Origin of the sequence: Bradyrhizobium sp. BLXBL-03 (assembly GCF_051853015.1) — a bacterium.
Lineage (GTDB): Bacteria > Pseudomonadota > Alphaproteobacteria > Rhizobiales > Xanthobacteraceae > Bradyrhizobium > Bradyrhizobium manausense.
In genome coordinates, this window is sequence record NZ_CP182470.1 from 3,705,855 (window position 1) to 3,724,564 (window position 18,710).

Here is an 18,710-nt window from a genome sequence, read left to right on the forward strand (position 1 = left end):
CGCACCGCGGGAGGACAGTCCGGCGCAAAACAGGCTTTCAAAGCGAGAGACGAGGAGCGTCCCATGGACTTCGATATGTCGCCCAAGCAGAAGGAATGGCTCGAGCGCGTGCAGTCCTTCATGGCCAAGCACGTGCGTCCGGCGGTGCCGATCTACGATCAGCAGGACAAGAGCGGCGACCGCTGGAAGGTGATTCCGATCCTTGAAGACCTCAAGAAGAAGGCGAAGGCCGAAGGCCTCTGGAACATGTTCCTGCCGCCGAGCGAGCATGAGGACGATGAATTCCGCGGCGCGGGATTGACCAATCTCGAATACGCGCTGCTCTCGGAAGAGATGGGCCGCATCACCTGGGCCTCGGAAGTGTTCAACTGCTCGGCGCCCGACACCGGCAACATGGAAGTCTTCATCCGCTACGGCTCCAGGGAGCAGAAGCGCAAATGGCTGCGTCCACTGATGGACGGCGAGATCCGCTCGGCCTTCCTGATGACGGAACCGGCCGTGGCCTCGTCCGATGCCACCAACATCGAGACCCGCATCGAGAAGGACGGCGATCACTACGTCATCAACGGCCGCAAATGGTGGTCATCAGGCGTCGGCGATCCCCGCTGCAAGATCGCGATCCTGATGGGCAAGACCGATTTCAACGCCGCGAAGCATCAGCAGCAGTCGCAGATCCTGGTTCCGCTCGACACGCCAGGCATCAAGGTCGAGAAGATGCTGCCGGTGTTCGGCTTCGATGATGCGCCGCACGGTCACGCCCAGGTGCTGCTCGAGAACGTGCGGGTCCCGAAGGAGAACATCCTGCTGGGCGAGGGCCGCGGCTTCGAGATCGCGCAGGGCCGCCTCGGGCCCGGCCGTATTCATCACTGCATGCGCACCATCGGCAAGGCCGAGGAAGCGCTGGAGAAGATGGTGAGGCGGCTCTCCTCGCGCACCGCCTTCGGCAAGAAGATCGTCGAGCATTCGGTGTGGGAGCAGCGCATTGGCGACGCCCGCACCAACATCGAGATGACGCGTCTTCTGTGTCTGAAGGCTGCCGACATGATGGACAAGGTCGGCAACAAGACCGCGCAGGCGGAGATCGCCATGATCAAGGTCGCCGCGCCCAACATGGCGCTGAAGATCATCGACGAGGCGATCCAGGCGTTCGGCGGCGCCGGCGTCTCCGATGAGGCCGGCCTTGCCAAGGACTACGCCCACATCCGCACGCTGCGTCTCGCTGACGGTCCGGACGAAGTGCACAATCGCGCCATTGCAAGGCTCGAGGTTCGGAAGTATGCAAATTCTCCGAAGCACTAGAAACGGCGGAGAGCGCTAGCAGCGCTCTCCTCACCGTCATTCCGGGGCGCGCAAAGCGCGAACCCGGAATCTCGAGATTCCGGGTCTGGTCCTTCGGACCATCCCGGAATGACGGCAATGAAAAGAGGGGAGCGTCACGTGACTGACGGCGTCAGGAAAGACGAGGAGTTCTCGGGCACCAAGCCAGTCGAGGAGCGTCATCGCTTCGACGAGCTCAGGCTTGAGGCCTGGATGCGCGAGCATGTCGAAGGCTTTGAAGGCCCGCTCGTCGTCCTCCAGTTCAAGGGCGGCCAGTCCAATCCGACCTACCGGCTCAACACGCCCACGCGCTCCTACGTGATGCGCAGAAAACCGTTCGGCAAATTGCTGCCGTCCGCACACGCCGTCGACCGCGAGTATCGCGTCATCGCAGCCCTTGGAAAGCAGGGCTTCCCGGTCGCGCGCGCCTATGCGCTGTGCCAGGACGACGGCGTCATCGGCGCTGCCTTCTACATCATGTCGATGGAGGAGGGGCGCGTGTTCTGGGATCCGACGCTGCCGAGCCAGGACAAAGATGCGCGCCGAAAGATCTTCACCAGCAAGATCGAGACGCTGGCGAAGCTCCATATGTACGATCCGGTCGCGATTGGCCTCGGCGACTTCGGCAAGCCTGGCAATTATTTCGCGCGCCAGATCGACCGCTGGACCAAGCAGTATCGCGCGTCCGAGACCCAGCACATTCCGGAGTTCGAGAAGGTTGCTGAATGGCTGCCCAAGACCGTGCCGGAGCAGGCGCGCGTCTCGATCGTCCATGGCGACTACCGCCTCGACAACATGATTTTCCACCCGACGGAACCACGCGTGCAGGCCGTGCTCGACTGGGAACTGTCGACGCTCGGCGATCCCATGGCCGATTTCACCTATCTGTTGATGCAGTGGATCATGCCGGGCCTCGAAGGCGCCGACCTCAAGGCGCTCAACATCCCGAGCGTCGAGGAAGCCGCGCAGATCTATTGCAATGTCACCAGGATGACGGTGCCCGATCTGAACTGGTACTTCGCCTACAATCTGTTCCGCCTCGCCGGCATCACCCAGGGCATCGCCGGTCGCGTCCGGGACGGCACCGCCGCCAACGCCAAGGCGCTGGAGTCAGCCAAGCGCACCGTGCCGCTGTCGAAGGCGTCGTGGGAATACGCGCAGAGGGCCGGCGCGGTGTAGACACAACGAAGGCGTGGCTGGTGGCTGCGCCTTTTTTCTGTTTTGATCGAGCACTCTCTCCACGGCCTCTCTGTCATTGCCCGCGAAGGCGGACAATCCAGTATTCCAGAGACGCTGATGTTGACCGAAAGGCCGCGGCGTACTGGATGCCCCGGTCAAGCCGGGGCATGACACCTGCGATAGGGTAAGCTCGTTCCGCCGTCATTGCGAGCGCAGCGAAGCAATCCAGAATCTTTTCGCGGTTGCAGTCTGGATTGCTGCGCTGCGCTCGCAATGACGCGGAGGCGAATTGCGAGACGCCCTATCCGCACTGGTGCGTAGGGCGGATTTGACACCCCGACATCCATCATATCTCCTCTGCACTGATCCGCCCCCGGAGCCCGCCGCATGATCGACCACGCCACTCTCATCACCTACGTCCTCATCGTTCTCGGCTTCGTCTTCATCCCGGGCCCGGCGACGCTGCTTACCATGGCGCGCGCCGCAAGCTCCGGCACAAAGGCCGGCATCGCGACCGGCGCCGGGATTGCCGCCGGTGACCTGATCCACACCAGCATGGCCATCGTCGGCCTCTCGGCGATCATCGCGACCTCGGCGCTGCTGTTCAGCATCGTTAAATATGCGGGCGCCGCATTCCTGATCTATCTCGGCATTCGCGCCATGCTCGACAAGGCGCCGATCGAGCTGAACGGCGGCGTGCCCGCGATCGGCGCGGGCCGCGCCTTTCGCCAGGCCGTGCTGACCGAGGTGCTCAACCCCAAGACCGCGCTGTTCTTCCTTGCCTTCCTGCCGCAATTCGTGCGGCCGGAGCACGGTTCGATCGGACTTCAGCTTGCGATCCTGGGCATTGTCTTCGTGCTGCTTGGCCTGGTCAGCACCGTCGTATTCGCCCTCGGCGCCGGCCGGCTCGGCAATCTCCTGCGCCGCCACCCTGCCGTGGTGAAGTGGCAGGGCAAGGTGGTCGGGACCATCTACTGTGCCGTCGGCGTGCGACTGGCGTTGCAGGAGCGATGAGGGGCAACGCTGACTCTGAGCCCGGACCCGTAGGGCGGATTAGCGCAGCGTAATCCGCCACAGTGCTGAGAGCGGAGAGAATGGCGGATTACGCTGCGCTAATCCGCCCTACGTTTTCAATTGTTCGCGCAATGCGCGATCAGTCTCTCCACAAAGCTCGCGCACTTTTCCAGCTCGGCCATCGCGATGAACTCATCCGGCGTATGCGCCTGTGCAATCGAGCCCGGTCCGATCACCACAGACGGAATATCGGCCATGCTGGCGAACAAACTGGCTTCAGTACCGAACGCGACCTTGGCATGGTCGTTGCGCCCCGCAAGGCTCTTGGCCAGCGTGACGATCGCCGCATCCGCCCTGGTGTCGAGCGCGGGGTAGTCGAGGATCTCCTCGAAATCGATGCCGCATTCGGGATGTCTCGCCTTCATCGCCGGCTCGAGCTCGGCCCTGGCCCAGGCGATGATCGCATCCGTCACCTCCTTGGACTCGGTGATGCCGATGCCGCGGCATTCGAAATCTACGGTACATGTGTCAGGCACGATGTTCAGCGCCGCGCCGCCATGCACGATGCTGGTCAGCAGCGTCGAATGCGGCACGTCGTAGAGGCCGTTGCGCTCGGCTTCGCCAGCGAGCTTCACCGCGCGGCGGCGGATCTCGGTGATCAGCTCGGCGGCATATTCGATGGCGTTGACGCCGTCCGGCGCGATCGACGAATGGCGGGCGAGGCCGTGGAACGTCGCGCGCACGCCGTGCTTGCCCTTGTGGCCGATGATGACCTTCATCTCGGTCGGCTCGCCGATGAAGGCGCCGAGCGGCCTCACTTTCTTCTTCGCGACCTCGGCAAGCATCGGCCGCACCCCGACGCAGCCGATCTCCTCGTCATAGGAGATCGCAAGATGAATCGGCGTCGTCAGCTTCGCTTCCAGCATCTCCGGCACCATGGCGAGGCACACCGCGACAAAGCCCTTCATGTCGGTGGTGCCGCGGCCGAAAAGCTTGCCGTCGCGCTCGACCAGCCTGAACGGGTCGTGGCTCCAGTCTTGGCCGACGACGGGTACGACGTCGGTGTGCCCTGACAGCACGAGACCGGGCTTATCCTCCGGTCCGATCGTGACCCAGAGCGAGGCCTTCGTCCCTGTTTCGTCGGTGATGCGCTCGCCTTTGACGCCGAGGAAGGCGAGGTAGCTTTCGATATGTGCGATCAGGGGCAGGTTGGTGCGGTCGCTGATCGTGTCGAAGCCGACAAGCTCGGCAAGCATGTTGCGGATACGGTCGGGGCGTGAGTTCGGGAAGATCGGATTGGGCATTGTCATTTCTTGTCGGAGATTGCAGAGGCTGAAATCGCCTGCATGAACCATACCAATGGGGCGGCTTGGCAAGCAAATCAACACAGGCGCGTAGCCCGGATGGAGCGCAGCGAAATCCGGGGCCGCTCTGTCCGCCTTGGATGGAATCCCGGATTGCGCTTCGCTCCATCCGGGCTACAGGCTACTCACGCGCGGTGAAATGGATTCCGGGTTCGCGCCTTCGCCGCGCCCCGGAATGACGAAGGAGAGCCACCAAACCTTGCGTTGCCCGTCGGGCAAAACACACGAGGCGTGGGGCAATGCCGGCCGGCAAAAAGTATTCTACTTTACCGAAATTCGGAAATGGCGTATGTATCGCGCATCCCGGCCCATGGAAGAGGGGCGTATCGCGATCGTCACGACGCGGGCCGGACGGTGGTAGGCGCAGGCCACATCGGCGCGATTAGGCTTTGCAGGGCGGGCAACCGTGAGCAGAAACGTCGCGCAAACGACCGGTGTGGTTCCTGCGTACGGCAAAATCGTGTGGTCCTGGCGCCCGGAGCCTGGGCGCCAAGGCTCGTGGTGGTGCGTGTGGCCCAACCGGGTCCTCGCATCAGTCATCTGCGAGACGACGGGGGCAATAGTGCATCGCTCCCCGGGGAGAGCACGACATAAGCCGTCAAACCACTGCGCAGGGAAGGCCGGATGTTTCGGCTTCACCTGTATGCCGCTGTGCAGCCTCTTGTAGCGCAACCTATTGCACAGTGGACCGTGGGTGCCGGTCGGGCACCCGGTCTTCCCTGCGCCCTCTTTCATTTGAGGGTGACGTTGCAGAGCAAAGCTCGGGCGAGATGGGCCGCGAGGATGCGAAGCTGTGTCTGAGAGAGCGAATGCTGCGGCGGGCGCTTACCCATCGCCGTCACCCTGAGGTGCTCGCCTCTTCGGCGAGCCTCGAAGGGCGACGGCCCGGCTGCATCTCGGCCGTTCATCCTTCGAGGCTCCCGGCGCAGTGCCAATGCACTGCGCCACTCGCACCTCAGGATGACGGATGGTACAGTGTCATCGCGGAAAAACTCTGGATTGCTTCGCTGCGCTCGCAATGACGGTGTCGAGAGAGATTCGCACCAAACTTCGCTCTCCTGCCCCGGACGCAGCGCAGCGTACCCGGCGATGCGGAGCATCGTCCGGTGCGGTGCGCTGCAGAGCCGGGGCCCATCTCTCAGCGAGCCCTGAAGCCTGCTGGGTCCCGGCTCTGCGCAACAGCGTAAGAACGCTGCAGCGCGTCCGGGACGCGAGACTGGACTAAACCGGCTTGCCCGTATACGGCATCGACGCCGTGAGACCACCATCCACCGGGAACGCCTGGCCGTTGACATAAGAGGCTTCATCGCTCGCCAGGAACAATCCCATCGCCGCGAGCTCGTGCGGCTGGCCGGCACGCTTCAGCGGATTGAGCTGGCCGATCTTGTCATGGGTGCCGCGCTCCTTGGCGCGGTCGAAGATCGGCTTGGTCATGCCGGTTTCGATCAGGCCGGGGCAGACCGCATTGATGCGCACGCCGGTGCCGGAGAGCGAATAGGCCGTGGTCTGCACCAGCGAGATAACGCCGGCCTTGCTCGCGGCATAGGGATGTCCGCTGGCGCCGGCCTTGAGGCCCGCCACCGACGCCGTGAGCACGATCGCGCCGGATTGCTGCCTCACCATATGCGGCATCGCATGCTTCACCGCGAGGAACGGCCCGATCAGATTGACGCGCAGCACCTCCTGCCAATGCTCGACGGTCTGCTCGCCGAGCGGAACGAGCCCGCCGGAGACGCCGGCATTGGCCCAGATCACGTCGAGCCTTCCATGCGTCGTCACCGCCTTGTCGATGACATCAATGACATCCTTCTCCGAGCCCGCGTCGGCGATCATGGCTTCCGCAACGCCGCCGGCCTTCTTCACCTCGTCGACGGTCTCTTTCACCGCCTCGGTGCGATCGACCGCGATCAGCTTGGCGCCTTCTTTGGTGAACAGCAGCGAAGCCGCGCGGCCGATGCCGCTGCCGGCGCCGGTGATGATGACGGATTTGCCTTGCAGGCGGCCCATGCGTTTCTCCCTTTGCTTGGCACGCGACGCTTGCCGCGCGACGGAATTTCAAACAAGATTTCAAACAGTAAAGTGTCTTGAGACACGTTCACACCTCACGTACAGCGACATGAGACAGGATGGAAGGGTTTCGATGGCAGCCGAAGACAAGCCTGATGTGGTCATCACGCGATGGTGGTGGGTCCGGCATGCGCCGGTGCGCAACGACGGCGGCAACATCTACGGGCAGAGCGACATCGCCTGCGATACCAGCGACACCTACGTCTTCAATGCCGTTGCCAAGGTGCTGCCGCGCCAGGCGGTTTGGTATTCGAGCAATCTGATGCGCACGCATCAGACCGCGGAAGCGATCTGGGCGGCGGGCTATCCAAAGCCTGAATCGATGACATGGGAGGCGGACCTCGCCGAGCAGAATCTCGGCCGCTGGCAGGGCATGAACCGCGCCGCCTTCATTGCGAGCCGTCCCGTCGGCTCGAACTGGTTTGCCGACATCAACGAGCCCGCACCCGGCGGCGAGAGCTTTATGGATCTCTATATCAGGACGCGCCGGACCATCGATCGGATCAACAATGAGGCGGCTGGGCGGGACGTGATCGCGGTCGCGCATGGCGGCACCATCAAGGCGGCGATCGGCCTAGCGCTCGACGGCCAGGTCGAGCGGGCGCTGTCGTTCGACATCGACAACGTCTCGATCACGCGGCTCGATTATTTCGCCAGCACCGAGCGCTCGGTCTGGCGGCTGCCGATGGTGAACCAGCAACCCTGGATCGCCGACGATGCCCATGCCGAGATGCATCAGCCGTCAGGGCCGGAAGTCAAGAAGCTCGCGTGAGTTCGCAGTCATTCCGGGGCGGCTCGAAGAGCCGAACCCGGAATCTCGAGGTTCCGGGTTCGATGCTTCGCATCGCCCCGGAATGACATTGAAGATCAATCTGGGAGGAAAGCATGACCTTGTTCGACATGAAGGGTAAAGTTGCCGTCATCACCGGCTCGACGCGCGGCATCGGGCTTGCGATCGCCGAGCGCATGGCCGAGCACGGCGCCAAGGTCGTGATCTCCTCGCGCAAGGCTGACGTTTGCGAGCAGGTCGCCAAGGACATCAACGAGAAGTACGGCAAGGGCACCGCGGTCGCGATCGCCGCCAACATCTCCTCGAAGGAGAATCTGCAAAACCTCGTCGACGAGAGCAACCGCGCCTTCGGCAAGATCGACGTGCTGGTCTGCAACGCCGCGTCGAACCCGTATTACGGCCCGCTGGCCGGCATTTCCGACGACCAGTTCCGCAAGATTCTCGACAACAACATCGTCGCCAACAACTGGCTGATCTCGATGGTGGTGCCGCAGATGATCGAGCGCAAGGACGGCTCGATCATCATCGTCTCCTCGATCGGCGGACTGAAAGGCTCGACCATTCTCGGCGCCTACGCGATCTCGAAGGCCGCCGACATGCAGCTCGCGCGCAACCTCGCTTGCGAATACGGCAAGCACAACATCCGCGTGAACTGCATCGCGCCCGGCCTGATCAAGACCGATTTTGCCAAGGCGCTGTGGGACAATCCGGAGAATTTGAAAGCGTCGACCTCACGTTCGCCGCTCTTGCGCATCGGCATTCCCGACGAGATCGCGGGTGCAGCCGTGTTCCTGGGTTCGAGGGCCGGCGACTTCATGACCGGCCAGACCATGGTGATCGACGGCGGCGCGACGATCAGTTGAGATAACAACAGGTGTCATCGCCCGCGAAGGCGGGCGATCCAGTATCGCTGTGGCCGGCAATAGAGAGCTCGCTCTCACAACATCCGCCTCGGCGTACTGGATGCCCCGGTCAAGCCGGGGCATGGCAGCGAGGATTAGGATGCAGCGTTGCGACTAAACGACGGGAAGCGACCTCACTCCACCGCCGCGTAAACCAGGTTCCGCACCAGCGTCCTTGTCAAATCACGCTGTCCCGGGCCCTGGCTCATGAACACCGTGATCAGGTCCTCCTTCGGATCGATCCAGAAGAACGTGCCGGCGATGCCGCTCCAGGAGTACTGGCCGACGCTGCCGGGGAACGGCGCGATACCAGCTTCGCGGCGCACGGCGAAGCCGAGGCCAAAGCCGTGGCCGGGCGCGAGCAGCGTGCCGTTGGTCTGAATGTGGGGTCCGAGGTGATCCGAGGCCATCAGCTCCAGCGTCTTGCGACCGATGATCCTGGCGCCGTCGAGGGTGCCGCCATTGCGCAGCATCAGTGCGAAGCGGGCGTAGTCCATCGTGGTCGAGACCAGACCGCCGCCGCCGGACTCCATCACCGGCTGCTCGAGCATGTTGAACAGCGCGACCTTGTCGCCGGTCCATGGGTCGGCTTCGAACGGCTGGGCGAGCCTGCCGGCATTGGCCTCGGAGGTCGAGAAGCCGGTCTCGGTCATCTGCAAGGGCGCAAGGATACGCTCCGACAGGAATGCGCCGAGCGATTTGCCGGTGACGACCTCGATGATGCGGCCGAGGATATCGGTAGAGCGGCTGTAGTTGAATTCGTCGCCGGGATGGCAGACCAGCGGAAAGCTCGCCACCAGTGCGGCGTGCTCCGCATTGGTGATCTTGCGGCTGCGGACGCGGGATTCCTGATAGAGCTTGTGCACGGGGCCCTCGCCCTGGTGCTCGTAAGTAAGACCCGAGGTGTGGCGGAGCAGGTCCTGCACCGTCATCGGCCGCTTTGGTGCAACCAGTTCCAATTTGCCGCCGCTGACGACGCCGACCTTCTGGTTCGCGAATTCCGGAATGAACTTGGCGACGGGATCGCCGAGCAGGAGGTGGCCGTCCTCGACCAGCGCCATGACACCGACCGAAACGATCGGCTTGGTCATCGAGAAGATCCGGAAGATCGAATCAAGCGCCATCGGCGCTGCGGCTGCCGGGCTCTGCTTGCCGAGCGCCTCGAACCAGCCGACCTGGCCGCCTCGGGCGACCAGCACGGTCGCACCGGGGATGGTTCCCTTGTCGATCTCGCGCTTGAACGCATCCGACATCGCCTGCAGGCGGGGCCGCGACAGGCCGAGGGTTTCGGGGCGGGCGTCCGGCAGGGCCGGTGTGCGGGCTGCAGAGGCGACTGTCGTGGCGGCGTGGGCGTTCATGGGGGCTCCCGGCTGTGTTCTTGTCGTTCGGGCGCAACACTGGCCCAGAAGCGGCACTGTGAACAAGCGGGCCCAATGCGCTTCTCCCTTGCAATCCGGTCGTCCCCTGTGCTTGAAAGCGCCCCTGAGCCGCGGCGACGCAGGTTCGTAGGAGTGTAGCTCAATTGGTAGAGCACCGGTCTCCAAAACCGGGGGTCGCAGGTTCGAGCCCTGCCACTCCTGCCAGCAAAATCAATGGTTTAGCCGGCTCCTTAAACTCTTCCTCTCCTAGCGCTGTCCCAACCCGTGTCCCAAAGCCGTTCTGCGGCCGTTCTATTAGAGCGACACCATGCCGGTAAGCTCTTTCGTGATGCGGTCCTTATCGGTGGCGATCTCCTTCGCGTAGGACTTCAGCAGCGTATAGGGATCGTGGCCCAGGCGCCGGGCGACGACGTCGACAGGTACGCCACGGCGAAGGAGTTGGGTGCCGTGGCTGCCCCGTAGATCGTGGAACCGGAGGCCGGGGAAGCCCACCTTGTCGGCCAGCTTCGTGAACGCTCGGGTCACAGCGCGGGGATCGCGGGGGCGGGTGAAGTCCGACTTGGGACCGGCGAAGGAGGGAAAAATCAGGGCCTCCTCCGGTAGCTTCAGCAGCGATAGGTCGACCTGCGCCGAATTATCCACAATCCCTGCCTTCAGCCGCAAGTACCGTTCCCGCTCGGCAATCAAGAGGTCGACTAGACGCTGCTCGATGTCGATGTCCCGGATGCCGCGCTTCGTCTTGGGTGGCTTGAAGCCGATGTGGCCCTTGGTCTGCTCGAGCGCGCGCCGGATGCGCAGCGTTCTATCCGTGACGTCGAGGTCATTCCACCGCAAGGCGAGGATCTCGTTGCGGCGCATGCCGGTATAGGCCGCGATCGCGACGATCAGGAAAAGCGCTGAGCGCCGGAAGCCTTCGACCAGTTTCTTCATCTGCGCTTCGTCGAGCGCGATGCCGTGGTCTGCCTCGTCCGCGGTCGGTGCGTTGAGCAGGTGCGCCATCGGGCTGACAGATAGCTCTTTTGATCGCACGGCCGCACCAAGTGCGGCACCGAAGACCACATGCACGTGCACGAGCGTACGAGGTGCGATGTCTTTGGTCTGAAGCTCAGCATACAGTTCCGAAATCCGACGAGCCGTAAGCTTCTGAAGCTGGATCTTATCGAGGCTCGGCTTCACATGCGTGCGGAGCAATTGCGAATACCGTTCCAGCGTCCGCGGGCTGACCGGCTTGTTGCGCCGGCTTCCAGGTGCACCGATCTTCAGCCAATAGTCGATCCATCCTCCAACGGTCTTGTCAGTGGGGGCAACGAACGTGCCCTTGTCCGCCGACGTGAAGATATCGCGCAGCTTGGCCTCTGCCTCGTCCTTGGTGCCGTCGAACATCTGCGAATGCCGCTTGCCGTCGACACGATACCGAAGCCTATATTTATCGGTGCCAAACTTCTGGATCGATCCGCTGTTGTGCGAGCGCTTGCGCCTGGATTTAGCCATTGCCTTCTTCTCCTCCGGTCTGATGCAGCTTGACGATCTCTTTGAGCGCCTTCTCACGAGCTGCCCGAATTCGAGCGCGAGCCTCACGATCCGGGGCATCTACGACGTCATGGGCAAGCCAGACGCCAAGTTCGTCCGTGTCGTTTGTGGGCCGACTGGCATGCGATCGGTCCTGAAAGGCCTTTAGCTCGACCTTTTCCAGCGTACTGTCGGGGACACCTGCAGGGCGCCACTTCGCATTGGCCATGCTCATGGCCTTTCGGAAGGTGCGGTAGGCGCCGGCGTCAGCGTGCCATGCTGCGCCAGTTTCAAGCTCAACCTCTCGCGCTAACTCGAAAATCAGCCGAGCGAATTCGCGGGTTGGCTCATCAGCCGTTTCCTCGATCGCGACGAGCTCGAGCCCACGCTTGATCGTGTCGGTGATCCCCTCCGACCGCTCGCTTAGCCATTGATGAGTTTGGCGCGGCAGACGAATTGCCGTCTGCACAGATTCCTTCTCCGGTTTTTTCACAGCCCGTGTTCTCCCGGTTGTAAGTTATACAAATTAGGACTATGCGTATAGCAGATTTGGTGATTTGTGCAATACAAATCGCACAAATTTGGACAATTACAGACGGAGAGCAGCGGTGAAAACCCGTTCCGAAGAGGTAAAAGACACAGAAAATCAGCAGGTTATCGCTCGCGACCATGACGAATCGTGCTTGGTCCTGTCGGTCGAAGAAGCCGGACGCAAGCTGGGGCTGGGACGGGCTGCGGCCTACGCCCACGCCAAGGCCGGGCACATTCCGACCATCAAGCTCGGCAACCGGATGTTGGTGCCGAAAGCGGCGTTCGCGAAGCTTCTGGCGCTGGCGTGAGGGCGCTTCATCATGAGCAAGCGCCCGCAGCTCGACGAGCCCGTTGAGATCGCAAAGATGTGGAAGTCGCCTCGCAATCGGAGGCACACCATCCATCTCGTGCTCCGCGAATATGAGGGACACGCCTACCTGGATATTCGCACCTTTACCCTGAACGCCCAGGGTCAAGCTGTCCCGACGAAAGCCGGCGTGACGGTGACGCCTGGCCGCCTGGAAGAGTTTTCCGCGGGAGTGGCCAAGGCAGTGGCGAAAGCGCGCGAGATCGGTCTGATCAGCGAAGGCGAGGGCGACGAGTGAACGCACGCCCCACCACAATCATCACTGCGAGTATCCCGCGCATCGTGCCAGACGAGCCTGGCGGCTGGTTCGTCATCAAGGACCGCTTTGGCTGGCTTTACGGCAGCCGGCGCGAAGCAGTTCAGGCCGCGCGCGACCTTGTCCAGGAGGCGAGGCCATGACGCTCTCCCTTCGCAGCATGGCCACGGCACTCGGCGGCGACGTCATGAAAGGGCGCGATGGCGCCTTCATCCTTTGCCCTGGTCCCGGACACTCCGCAAAAGACCGTTCACTCAGTGTCGCACCATCGGCGACGGACCCCGATGGCTTTGTCTGTTTCTCGCACGCCAATGACGCTTGGCAGGACTGCCGAAAGCACATCCTGCAGCGGCTTGGGCAGGCGCCGGCTGATTATGTGAAACGGCAGCGAAACGTTTCCGTAACGGCCAAGCGTAACGACAACGGCACGGTGCTTTCGCTCTGGAGCGAAGCGGTTGATCCGCGGGGCACGCTGGCTGAAGTCTATCTTGCGAGCCGACGCCTCGAGTTGCCGGAAGACATTGCGAACCGCGTTGTTCGCTTCCATCCCGCTTGCCCGTTCGGGCCCGGTGTCCGCCTGCCGTGCATGGTCACCGCGTTCCGGTCGATCGCCGATGACAAGCTCCAGGCGATACACCGTACAGCGCTCACGCGCGACGGCAAGAAGATCGACCGCAAGATGCTAGGCCCGGTGGCCGGCGGTGCAATCAAGATCGATGCCGACGAGGATGTCGAGCAGGGTCTGACTATCGGTGAGGGCTTTGAGACTTGCCTTGCGGGCCGCCAACTCGGTTTCAGGCCGGTGTGGGCGCTCGGCTCGGCTGGCGCAATCAGCACATTCCCGGTGCTGCCCGGCATCGATGCGCTGACAATACTGGCTGAGACGGACGACAGCGGCGCCAATGCGCGCGGGGTCCAGGCCTGCGGCAATCGGTGGGTAGCGGAACAGCGTGAAGTGATTGTCGTAACGCCGCACGCAGTCGGCGACATGAATGACGCCTTGGCATCATGAACATTCCAGCACCCACCGCGCGCGCAGCCGAGGTCGTCAAATTGACCAGGTTTGTTCCTGATGACACGTTCACCGGGCTTGGTCTGAGCGATCCGCGCGCGGATACACCGCCGGCGGAGAGCTATGATGAATTTCAAGATTCGACCGACGACGGCCCCGAGAAGCCGGCAGAGGCCAAGCCCGGTGAGAAGCTGCCCTGGCTCGACATGTCGGTGTGGGACGGCGCGCCCGTTCCAGAACGCAAGTGGGTGATCAAGGACCGGGTGCCGATCAAGCAGGCGGGCTTGTTCTCGGGAGAGGGCGGCACAGGGAAGAGCCTCGTCGAGCTCCACAAGAACGTCGCTCACGTCATGGGCCTGGATTGGCTCGGTTCTCTCCCTGAGCCTGGCCCCGCTTTCTACCTGGGCGCCGAGGACGACCAGGAAGAAATCCACATCCGACTTGCTGGCATCGCCAAGCACTGCAACGTCACCTTTGCCGACCTGATCAAGGGCGGCCTGCATGTGCTGCCGCTGCTCGGCCAGGACGCGACCCTGTGCGCCGTCAATCCGCGGACCGGCCGGGTAGAGGTCACGGGCCTCTATCGCCGGCTCTACGAGGCCGCCGGCGACATCAAGCCGCGGAACATCTCCATCGACACCTTGTCGCGAGCCTTCTCCGGAAACGAGATTGACCGCGTCCAGGTCTACGCCTTCGCGATGCATATGCAGGCACTGGCTGCTGTTGCCGATGGCGCGGTGACGATCCTGAGCCACCCCAGCTTGCAAGGCATCAATTCAGGTTCCGGGATCTCGGGGTCGACGGCTTGGCACGGCGCTTTCCGCTTCCGACAATACCTCAAAGGCGTCAAAGCAGCCGACGGCGAGCAGCCCGACAGCGATCTGCGCGAGATCGAGTTCAAGAAGAATCAGTATGGGCCGATCGGCGAAAGCATCGTCCTGCGCTATCAGAACGGTCTATTCCTGCCCGAAGGCGGCGCCTCGAGCCTCGACAAGCTCGCCCGCGAGATGAAGACCGAGGACCTGTTCCTCGAACTGCTGCGGCGATTTGATGGGCAGGGACGCAACGTCAGCCACAAGAAGAACGCTCCGACTTACGCGCCAAGCCTCTTCGCCAAGGAGGACGGCGCCAAGTGCCTCCGCATCAAGAAGGGCGATTTCGAGGACGCAATGTCCCGGCTGTTCAACACCAACAGGCTTTACGTCGAGACATACCGTCAGCATTCCCGCCAGTTCGAGCGGCTTGCAGAGAGGCGGCAAGCATGACCAACACCATGCTTACTCCCGTGTGTGCTGCCTGCTCACTGGCTGCTTACTCCCGTGTGTACTACTCCAACTGCCTACACATAGGAGCTAGCACGCAGTGCACGTGCTGCTCCTCTCATGTGATAGGCAGTAAGCAGGAAGAGCTCATTGGCCGAGAGCGTGTGCTAACCATCAATCCGCCAGCAATCGCGAGAGCAATATTCCGCAGCCGCCGCCGAGCAAGTAACCGGTTAGTTGGGCCATGGCTTGGGACAGGCACCGCGTACAAGCCTAACGATCGCGTGCAAGATCAGACGTTTGGCATCGGCTCGCCACCGGTTTGCGCATTCGGGGAGGGGATTTCGCGCGCGGGTGCCAACTCAGTCTTTCACTCTGTTGAAGCAGTCCAGGCGCGCGCGAGGCGGCCGATCGCTGGCGAAACGGCTGAAGTCTCCGAAAAGGCTGGGGATCGAGCCCTTTTGACCGGTGGGTGGGGTGCCGGGGGCCGACGCCAGGACTCGATCGCTATATCGAAGCTCCCCGCTCTTTTTCGCGGCGGCCTGGAAAATTCCGGCGCGTCTTTCAGCATTACTCGTCCACAAATGCTGCGCCCTCCCGCATGAGTGATCAGTTCGAACTCCTGGAAGATATCGCGGATCAGTCCAGTGCGGCTCCGAACGCCGGCACGACGCTGGTCAAGTATCTGCCAAAGCGGCGAGGCCGACGCCTGAGCGTTTCGCCAGCTTTCACGCGCGCGAAGGTCGCCCGCCCGCCGAAAGACCCACCAGCGCCCGCCGCTTGCGCGCCTGGAGCCGTGTCCGCTCCGGCCGAGCCGACTGCGGATGTCGCCAGGATTGTCACAAGTCGTGCCGAGCTCGTTGCAGCGCTGCGGGCACGCAAGGAATTCCTCGATTTGTCGCACGACGGCATCGACGCGCTGATCGGCTGGGCGGACCGGTACAGCTCGAAGGTGCTGAGCCCGCGCCCGCGCAAGGGGCTGTCCGGTGGCACGTTGCAGCTCGTCCTCCAGGCGTTGGGGCTTGGTGTTGTCGCGATCGTGCTGCTCGAGGATCCCGATCAAACGGCAAAGATGCGTCGTCGCTGGGTTGCCCGGCAGAACTTTGGACCACGTCCGGCCACAGACGGTGCGTTGTTGGACCCGCGCGCCGAGACGATGGTGGCGTCCACAACGGAGAACAACGATGTCAAAACCCCACATCAGCTTCCGCCCGAAGCCTGAGCTCGAACAGGCCATACGTGCGGCGGCGTCAGCCGATCGGCGCACTGTCAGCCAGTTTGTCGCCAACCTGGTGGAGGACGCGATCGCCGCCAGGCAGGCCGGCCAGCAGCGCAGCGAAGCAGCGTGAAAATCATGAGCATGTTTCGCAGGAAAGCTGGCGCCGAGATCAGCGACCAGCCAGAGCAGAGCGACGTGGCTGCCGACGGCGGGCCGCGCGCGCCGGCTGTAAGAGTCAAACTTGACGGAGCCAAGGCAGTCCTGGCTGCGCTCGAGGTCGAGGTCGCCGAGCTCACGCTTGAGGCCGTCGAACGGAAGCCGGGCGCAGCCGAGCGGCTGAGCGCGCACCGCGCGAAGATCGCCGCCGCCAGAACGGCCGCTGACGAGCTTACGGCGGCTCTGCAGCTGGCGGAGCGTCTAGACATCGAGGATGAGGACCGCCGGCAAGCGGCCGGGCGAGAAGCGCAGTTCGATGTCTTCCGGGCAGCCGCCGAAGCGTGGCGGGAAAAGGGAAGTGAGCTCGCAGCGGCGGTCGCAAAGGCCGCGAAATTGCGGGACGAACTTCTGACCTGCACGCAAGGTTTGCAGCAGGCATTGCCGAGCGGGATCATTCCGTTTGCGCTCAACTTCGACCTGATGGACACCACGATCGGCGGCGCGGTCTTCCCGGCAAGCACCGATGTGTTGATCGCAGGTGAGATGCACAGGAACTGCGTCTCAGGCGCCTATCTTCCGGGTGCGAGGTCGCCGGCTTTAAGCCAGATCGACAACCCGGCCAGCATCGAGCCGCTCGCCGATGTTTTCTCGCGGATGGGAGCCTACTATGTGAGCCTCCTCCGCCAGCACCTGGACGGGCTGAAACCGGCCAGAAAGGACGCGGCATGAAATTGAACCTCGCTGGACTGACGCGAGATCGCTGCCCATCCGCCTGTACGAACGAGCGGTGTGTGGTCAGCACGGTCAACTGCTGCAAACACCCGTGCAAATCCTCTGACGAGGGTTGCGGTCCGATGACGCTGGCGAACCGCGCGGAAGCCCGCAAGGCGCTCGGCATGCATTCGGAGAAGGCCGCATGACCGACCAAACGAACGAGCCGCAAGACATTTGGGCCATGTCTTCAGACGCCGCGACCGAGAAGCTTACGCAGATCGCCAAGGATTACGCGGCTTCCACCGGACAGGCGCCGCAGCAGCCGTCTACGCCGACCGTGGATGATCTCCTTAAGGCGCAGGCAGCCGCAGCGGACGCCCAAGATGCCGCGGGCCTCTCGGATTACCTCGCTGGCGTCGGATTGCCAGCTTCGGAGCAAGCTGGGCGCGAGGTTCTGGCATGGGCCCAAGGCGGCACCATCGATGCGACGATGCAGCGTCAAGCACGTGAGCGGCTTGATGCGCTCGGCCGCAATCCCGAATTTGTCCGCAACCTCCTTCAGGGCGGATCGCAAGAACTGCGGATGCTAACGATCGCCAACACGATGATCAATGCGGAGGCAAAGCCGTGAAATACGAACTTGGTGTCGTTAACCCGAATAAGAGCACGCAGCGGACGATCGTTGTTGAACTGTCCGACGATCAGGTCGCGGCCGCCAAGGCCAGTCCCGATTGGATGGGGGAAGTTCAGCGGCTGGCGCGCCCCCGCATGCCGAAGGGCTTCATGTTCATCAGCTGTGCCGTGCGAGCGGTGGCAAACGCATGACCCCGCTCGAGAGCTTTCTGACTGAGATGCGAGAACAGCCCTGCTTCGGTGCCGAGCTTGTCGACGCGATCGAGACTGTCCATCGGACGATGGAAGTTGAAGCGCGCACGAACAAGAATACGCGTGAATTTCTGCGCGGAGTGGAGTGGATAATTTCGCGCAAAGACAAGTCACTCGTCGATCGTTTCGATGCGCTCTTGAAAATGACGTCGTTCGAAACGCCGGTTGTAGCCGGCATGTGCGTCCTCACAAATTGGAGCAACTGACATGAGTGGATATTCCGGCAACCGGACTCACGATAACAACGTGTTTTTGGCAGAGATGACGCAGCAGGCCGCCTACAAGACTGCTGGTAACCAGGCTGCGATTAAGGCCGCGGACATCGCTTACCACCGCGCCGTCAAGGCCTCCGCGAAGGCGAACAGCATCGGCTTCGAGTGCAACACGAGTGCGTTGCGCGAGCTCGGCACCGGTGGCGAGTGATGCGTTTGAGAGCTCCAGGGGCACCGGCGGCCCTTTCATCCGTGCCCGGGCCGAGTGCGGGGAGAAATCGGCCCACAATTTTGCAGCTCCAAGGAGCTAGGCGATGGCTCCGTGCATCCGCGCTTAGGGTTGAGTGCGGGAGAGAAATCAACCCGCCTTATTGAAGGACTATATGAGCAATAGCGAGACGGCCATCATCGGACTGAAGCGCGAGATCAAGGCGGTCCGCGCGACGGCGCGAGACTTGAAGGAGCAGAACGCACGCTGGCGCAAGGTGTGCGGTACGCTCCGCGGTCTTGCCGGTCTTGATGATGGACAGTTTTGCAATCTGCTCAAGGCCGAGTCCCTTCCTGTCGAGTAGGTA

Annotated in this window: 23 protein-coding genes and 1 tRNA gene; 19 read left to right on the top strand and 5 right to left on the bottom strand. The window is 62.7% G+C overall.

Annotated elements, in window-relative coordinates; all coding sequences use genetic code 11:
* Window positions 1-63 precede the first annotated feature (63 nt).
* From ACNJX9_RS17725 to ACNJX9_RS17735, 3 genes are all read left to right on the top strand, one after another.
* Window positions 64-1,299 (top strand): acyl-CoA dehydrogenase family protein, encoded by a 1,236-nt coding sequence (locus ACNJX9_RS17725; RefSeq protein WP_057745676.1) that lies wholly within the window; start codon window positions 64-66, stop codon window positions 1,297-1,299.
* A gap of 138 nt (window positions 1,300-1,437) precedes the next feature.
* On the top strand, window positions 1,438-2,496 hold the full coding sequence (locus tag ACNJX9_RS17730; RefSeq protein ID WP_439409749.1) for a phosphotransferase family protein: 1,059 nt from the start codon (window positions 1,438-1,440) through the stop codon (window positions 2,494-2,496).
* Window positions 2,497-2,883: 387 nt separating this feature from the next.
* Window positions 2,884-3,510, top strand: coding sequence for a LysE family translocator (locus ACNJX9_RS17735; protein ID WP_057745667.1), 627 nt, complete (start codon window positions 2,884-2,886; stop codon window positions 3,508-3,510).
* Window positions 3,511-3,626: 116 nt separating this feature from the next.
* Here ACNJX9_RS17735 and argE read toward each other — a convergent pair whose 3' ends face one another.
* Both argE and ACNJX9_RS17745 read right to left on the bottom strand, forming a co-directional pair.
* Window positions 3,627-4,814, bottom strand: coding sequence for an acetylornithine deacetylase (gene argE / locus ACNJX9_RS17740; RefSeq protein WP_439409750.1), 1,188 nt, complete (start codon window positions 4,812-4,814; stop codon window positions 3,627-3,629).
* A gap of 1,281 nt (window positions 4,815-6,095) precedes the next feature.
* On the bottom strand, window positions 6,096-6,881 hold the full coding sequence (locus ACNJX9_RS17745) for an SDR family NAD(P)-dependent oxidoreductase (RefSeq protein ID WP_271597643.1): 786 nt from the start codon (window positions 6,879-6,881) through the stop codon (window positions 6,096-6,098).
* Between the two features lie 133 nt (window positions 6,882-7,014).
* Between ACNJX9_RS17745 and ACNJX9_RS17750 the strand changes: the two genes are divergently transcribed.
* Window positions 7,015-7,713, top strand: coding sequence for a histidine phosphatase family protein (locus ACNJX9_RS17750; protein ID WP_439409751.1), 699 nt, complete (start codon window positions 7,015-7,017; stop codon window positions 7,711-7,713).
* A 113-nt stretch (window positions 7,714-7,826) separates the two neighbouring features.
* Window positions 7,827-8,594 (top strand): SDR family NAD(P)-dependent oxidoreductase, encoded by a 768-nt coding sequence (locus ACNJX9_RS17755; RefSeq protein ID WP_439409752.1) that lies wholly within the window; start codon window positions 7,827-7,829, stop codon window positions 8,592-8,594.
* A gap of 173 nt (window positions 8,595-8,767) precedes the next feature.
* Here the strand turns inward: ACNJX9_RS17755 and ACNJX9_RS17760 are convergent, their stop codons facing one another.
* Window positions 8,768-9,991 (bottom strand): serine hydrolase domain-containing protein, encoded by a 1,224-nt coding sequence (locus tag ACNJX9_RS17760; protein ID WP_439409753.1) that lies wholly within the window; start codon window positions 9,989-9,991, stop codon window positions 8,768-8,770.
* A 149-nt stretch (window positions 9,992-10,140) separates the two neighbouring features.
* Between ACNJX9_RS17760 and ACNJX9_RS17765 the strand changes: the two genes are divergently transcribed.
* Window positions 10,141-10,216 (top strand) — tRNA-Trp (locus ACNJX9_RS17765).
* Window positions 10,217-10,306: 90 nt separating this feature from the next.
* On the opposite strand, the gene ACNJX9_RS17770 is transcribed toward ACNJX9_RS17765, so the two are convergent.
* Both ACNJX9_RS17770 and ACNJX9_RS17775 read right to left on the bottom strand, forming a co-directional pair.
* Window positions 10,307-11,395 (bottom strand): tyrosine-type recombinase/integrase, encoded by a 1,089-nt coding sequence (locus ACNJX9_RS17770; RefSeq protein WP_439409754.1) that lies wholly within the window; start codon window positions 11,393-11,395, stop codon window positions 10,307-10,309.
* A 100-nt stretch (window positions 11,396-11,495) separates the two neighbouring features.
* The gene (locus ACNJX9_RS17775; protein ID WP_439409755.1) at window positions 11,496-12,014 is read right to left on the bottom strand and encodes a hypothetical protein; all 519 of its coding nucleotides are present in this window, start codon (window positions 12,012-12,014) and stop codon (window positions 11,496-11,498) included.
* Window positions 12,015-12,129: 115 nt separating this feature from the next.
* Between ACNJX9_RS17775 and ACNJX9_RS17780 the strand changes: the two genes are divergently transcribed.
* From ACNJX9_RS17780 to ACNJX9_RS17840, 13 genes are all read left to right on the top strand, one after another.
* Window positions 12,130-12,360, top strand: coding sequence for a helix-turn-helix domain-containing protein (locus ACNJX9_RS17780; RefSeq protein WP_439409756.1), 231 nt, complete (start codon window positions 12,130-12,132; stop codon window positions 12,358-12,360).
* A gap of 12 nt (window positions 12,361-12,372) precedes the next feature.
* Window positions 12,373-12,657, top strand: coding sequence for a transcriptional coactivator p15/PC4 family protein (locus ACNJX9_RS17785; protein WP_439409757.1), 285 nt, complete (start codon window positions 12,373-12,375; stop codon window positions 12,655-12,657).
* Entirely contained in the window at window positions 12,654-12,818 is a 165-nt protein-coding gene (locus tag ACNJX9_RS17790) for a hypothetical protein (protein WP_439409758.1), read from the top strand. Before ACNJX9_RS17785 ends, ACNJX9_RS17790 begins: the two co-directional genes overlap by 4 nt.
* On the top strand, window positions 12,815-13,687 hold the full coding sequence (locus ACNJX9_RS17795; protein WP_439409759.1) for a DUF7146 domain-containing protein: 873 nt from the start codon (window positions 12,815-12,817) through the stop codon (window positions 13,685-13,687). The genes ACNJX9_RS17790 and ACNJX9_RS17795 overlap by 4 nt, the downstream gene beginning before the upstream one ends.
* Window positions 13,684-14,952: an AAA family ATPase gene (locus tag ACNJX9_RS17800; protein WP_439409760.1), complete on the top strand. Its 1,269-nt coding sequence runs from the start codon at window positions 13,684-13,686 to the stop codon at window positions 14,950-14,952. Before ACNJX9_RS17795 ends, ACNJX9_RS17800 begins: the two co-directional genes overlap by 4 nt.
* A gap of 598 nt (window positions 14,953-15,550) precedes the next feature.
* Window positions 15,551-16,171: a hypothetical protein gene (locus ACNJX9_RS17805; RefSeq protein ID WP_439409761.1), complete on the top strand. Its 621-nt coding sequence runs from the start codon at window positions 15,551-15,553 to the stop codon at window positions 16,169-16,171.
* The gene (locus tag ACNJX9_RS17810) at window positions 16,134-16,298 is read left to right on the top strand and encodes a type II toxin -antitoxin system TacA 1-like antitoxin (RefSeq protein WP_439409762.1); all 165 of its coding nucleotides are present in this window, start codon (window positions 16,134-16,136) and stop codon (window positions 16,296-16,298) included. Before ACNJX9_RS17805 ends, ACNJX9_RS17810 begins: the two co-directional genes overlap by 38 nt.
* Before the next feature lie 5 nt (window positions 16,299-16,303).
* Window positions 16,304-17,053 carry a hypothetical protein gene (locus tag ACNJX9_RS17815; protein ID WP_439409763.1) on the top strand — a complete coding sequence of 250 codons (750 nt, stop codon included), beginning with the start codon at window positions 16,304-16,306 and terminating at the stop codon, window positions 17,051-17,053.
* Window positions 17,054-17,240: 187 nt separating this feature from the next.
* A complete protein-coding gene (locus ACNJX9_RS17820; RefSeq protein WP_439409764.1) occupies window positions 17,241-17,669 on the top strand; it encodes a hypothetical protein in 429 nt (142 codons plus the stop codon).
* Window positions 17,666-17,863: a hypothetical protein gene (locus ACNJX9_RS17825; protein ID WP_439409765.1), complete on the top strand. Its 198-nt coding sequence runs from the start codon at window positions 17,666-17,668 to the stop codon at window positions 17,861-17,863. Before ACNJX9_RS17820 ends, ACNJX9_RS17825 begins: the two co-directional genes overlap by 4 nt.
* A complete protein-coding gene (locus ACNJX9_RS17830; protein ID WP_439409766.1) occupies window positions 17,860-18,129 on the top strand; it encodes a hypothetical protein in 270 nt (89 codons plus the stop codon). Before ACNJX9_RS17825 ends, ACNJX9_RS17830 begins: the two co-directional genes overlap by 4 nt.
* A gap of 1 nt (window position 18,130) precedes the next feature.
* A complete protein-coding gene (locus ACNJX9_RS17835; RefSeq protein WP_439409767.1) occupies window positions 18,131-18,346 on the top strand; it encodes a hypothetical protein in 216 nt (71 codons plus the stop codon).
* A gap of 172 nt (window positions 18,347-18,518) precedes the next feature.
* Window positions 18,519-18,707 carry a hypothetical protein gene (locus ACNJX9_RS17840; protein ID WP_439409768.1) on the top strand — a complete coding sequence of 63 codons (189 nt, stop codon included), beginning with the start codon at window positions 18,519-18,521 and terminating at the stop codon, window positions 18,705-18,707.
* Window positions 18,708-18,710: the final 3 nt, after the last annotated feature.

Excerpts from the sequence above, each read along its gene's own strand:
- ACNJX9_RS17815 (WP_439409763.1), top strand. The coding sequence starts at position 16,304 with ATGAGCATGTTTCGCAGGAAAGCTGGCGCCGAGATCAGCGACCAGCCA.
- ACNJX9_RS17770 (WP_439409754.1), bottom strand. The coding sequence starts at position 11,395 with ATGTTCGACGGCACCAAGGACGAGGCAGAGGCCAAGCTGCGCGATATC.
- ACNJX9_RS17745 (WP_271597643.1), bottom strand. The coding sequence starts at position 6,881 with ATGGGCCGCCTGCAAGGCAAATCCGTCATCATCACCGGCGCCGGCAGC.
- ACNJX9_RS17835 (WP_439409767.1), top strand. The coding sequence starts at position 18,131 with ATGAGTGGATATTCCGGCAACCGGACTCACGATAACAACGTGTTTTTG.
- ACNJX9_RS17795 (WP_439409759.1), top strand. The coding sequence starts at position 12,815 with ATGACGCTCTCCCTTCGCAGCATGGCCACGGCACTCGGCGGCGACGTC.
- ACNJX9_RS17750 (WP_439409751.1), top strand. The coding sequence starts at position 7,015 with ATGGCAGCCGAAGACAAGCCTGATGTGGTCATCACGCGATGGTGGTGG.
- ACNJX9_RS17805 (WP_439409761.1), top strand. The coding sequence starts at position 15,551 with ATGAGTGATCAGTTCGAACTCCTGGAAGATATCGCGGATCAGTCCAGT.
- ACNJX9_RS17840 (WP_439409768.1), top strand. The coding sequence starts at position 18,519 with ATGAGCAATAGCGAGACGGCCATCATCGGACTGAAGCGCGAGATCAAG.
- ACNJX9_RS17800 (WP_439409760.1), top strand. The coding sequence starts at position 13,684 with ATGAACATTCCAGCACCCACCGCGCGCGCAGCCGAGGTCGTCAAATTG.
- ACNJX9_RS17725 (WP_057745676.1), top strand. The coding sequence starts at position 64 with ATGGACTTCGATATGTCGCCCAAGCAGAAGGAATGGCTCGAGCGCGTG.
- argE (WP_439409750.1), bottom strand. The coding sequence starts at position 4,814 with ATGCCCAATCCGATCTTCCCGAACTCACGCCCCGACCGTATCCGCAAC.
- ACNJX9_RS17760 (WP_439409753.1), bottom strand. The coding sequence starts at position 9,991 with ATGAACGCCCACGCCGCCACGACAGTCGCCTCTGCAGCCCGCACACCG.
- ACNJX9_RS17810 (WP_439409762.1), top strand. The coding sequence starts at position 16,134 with ATGTCAAAACCCCACATCAGCTTCCGCCCGAAGCCTGAGCTCGAACAG.
- ACNJX9_RS17820 (WP_439409764.1), top strand. The coding sequence starts at position 17,241 with ATGACCGACCAAACGAACGAGCCGCAAGACATTTGGGCCATGTCTTCA.
- ACNJX9_RS17785 (WP_439409757.1), top strand. The coding sequence starts at position 12,373 with ATGAGCAAGCGCCCGCAGCTCGACGAGCCCGTTGAGATCGCAAAGATG.
- ACNJX9_RS17830 (WP_439409766.1), top strand. The coding sequence starts at position 17,860 with ATGACCCCGCTCGAGAGCTTTCTGACTGAGATGCGAGAACAGCCCTGC.
- ACNJX9_RS17755 (WP_439409752.1), top strand. The coding sequence starts at position 7,827 with ATGACCTTGTTCGACATGAAGGGTAAAGTTGCCGTCATCACCGGCTCG.
- ACNJX9_RS17735 (WP_057745667.1), top strand. The coding sequence starts at position 2,884 with ATGATCGACCACGCCACTCTCATCACCTACGTCCTCATCGTTCTCGGC.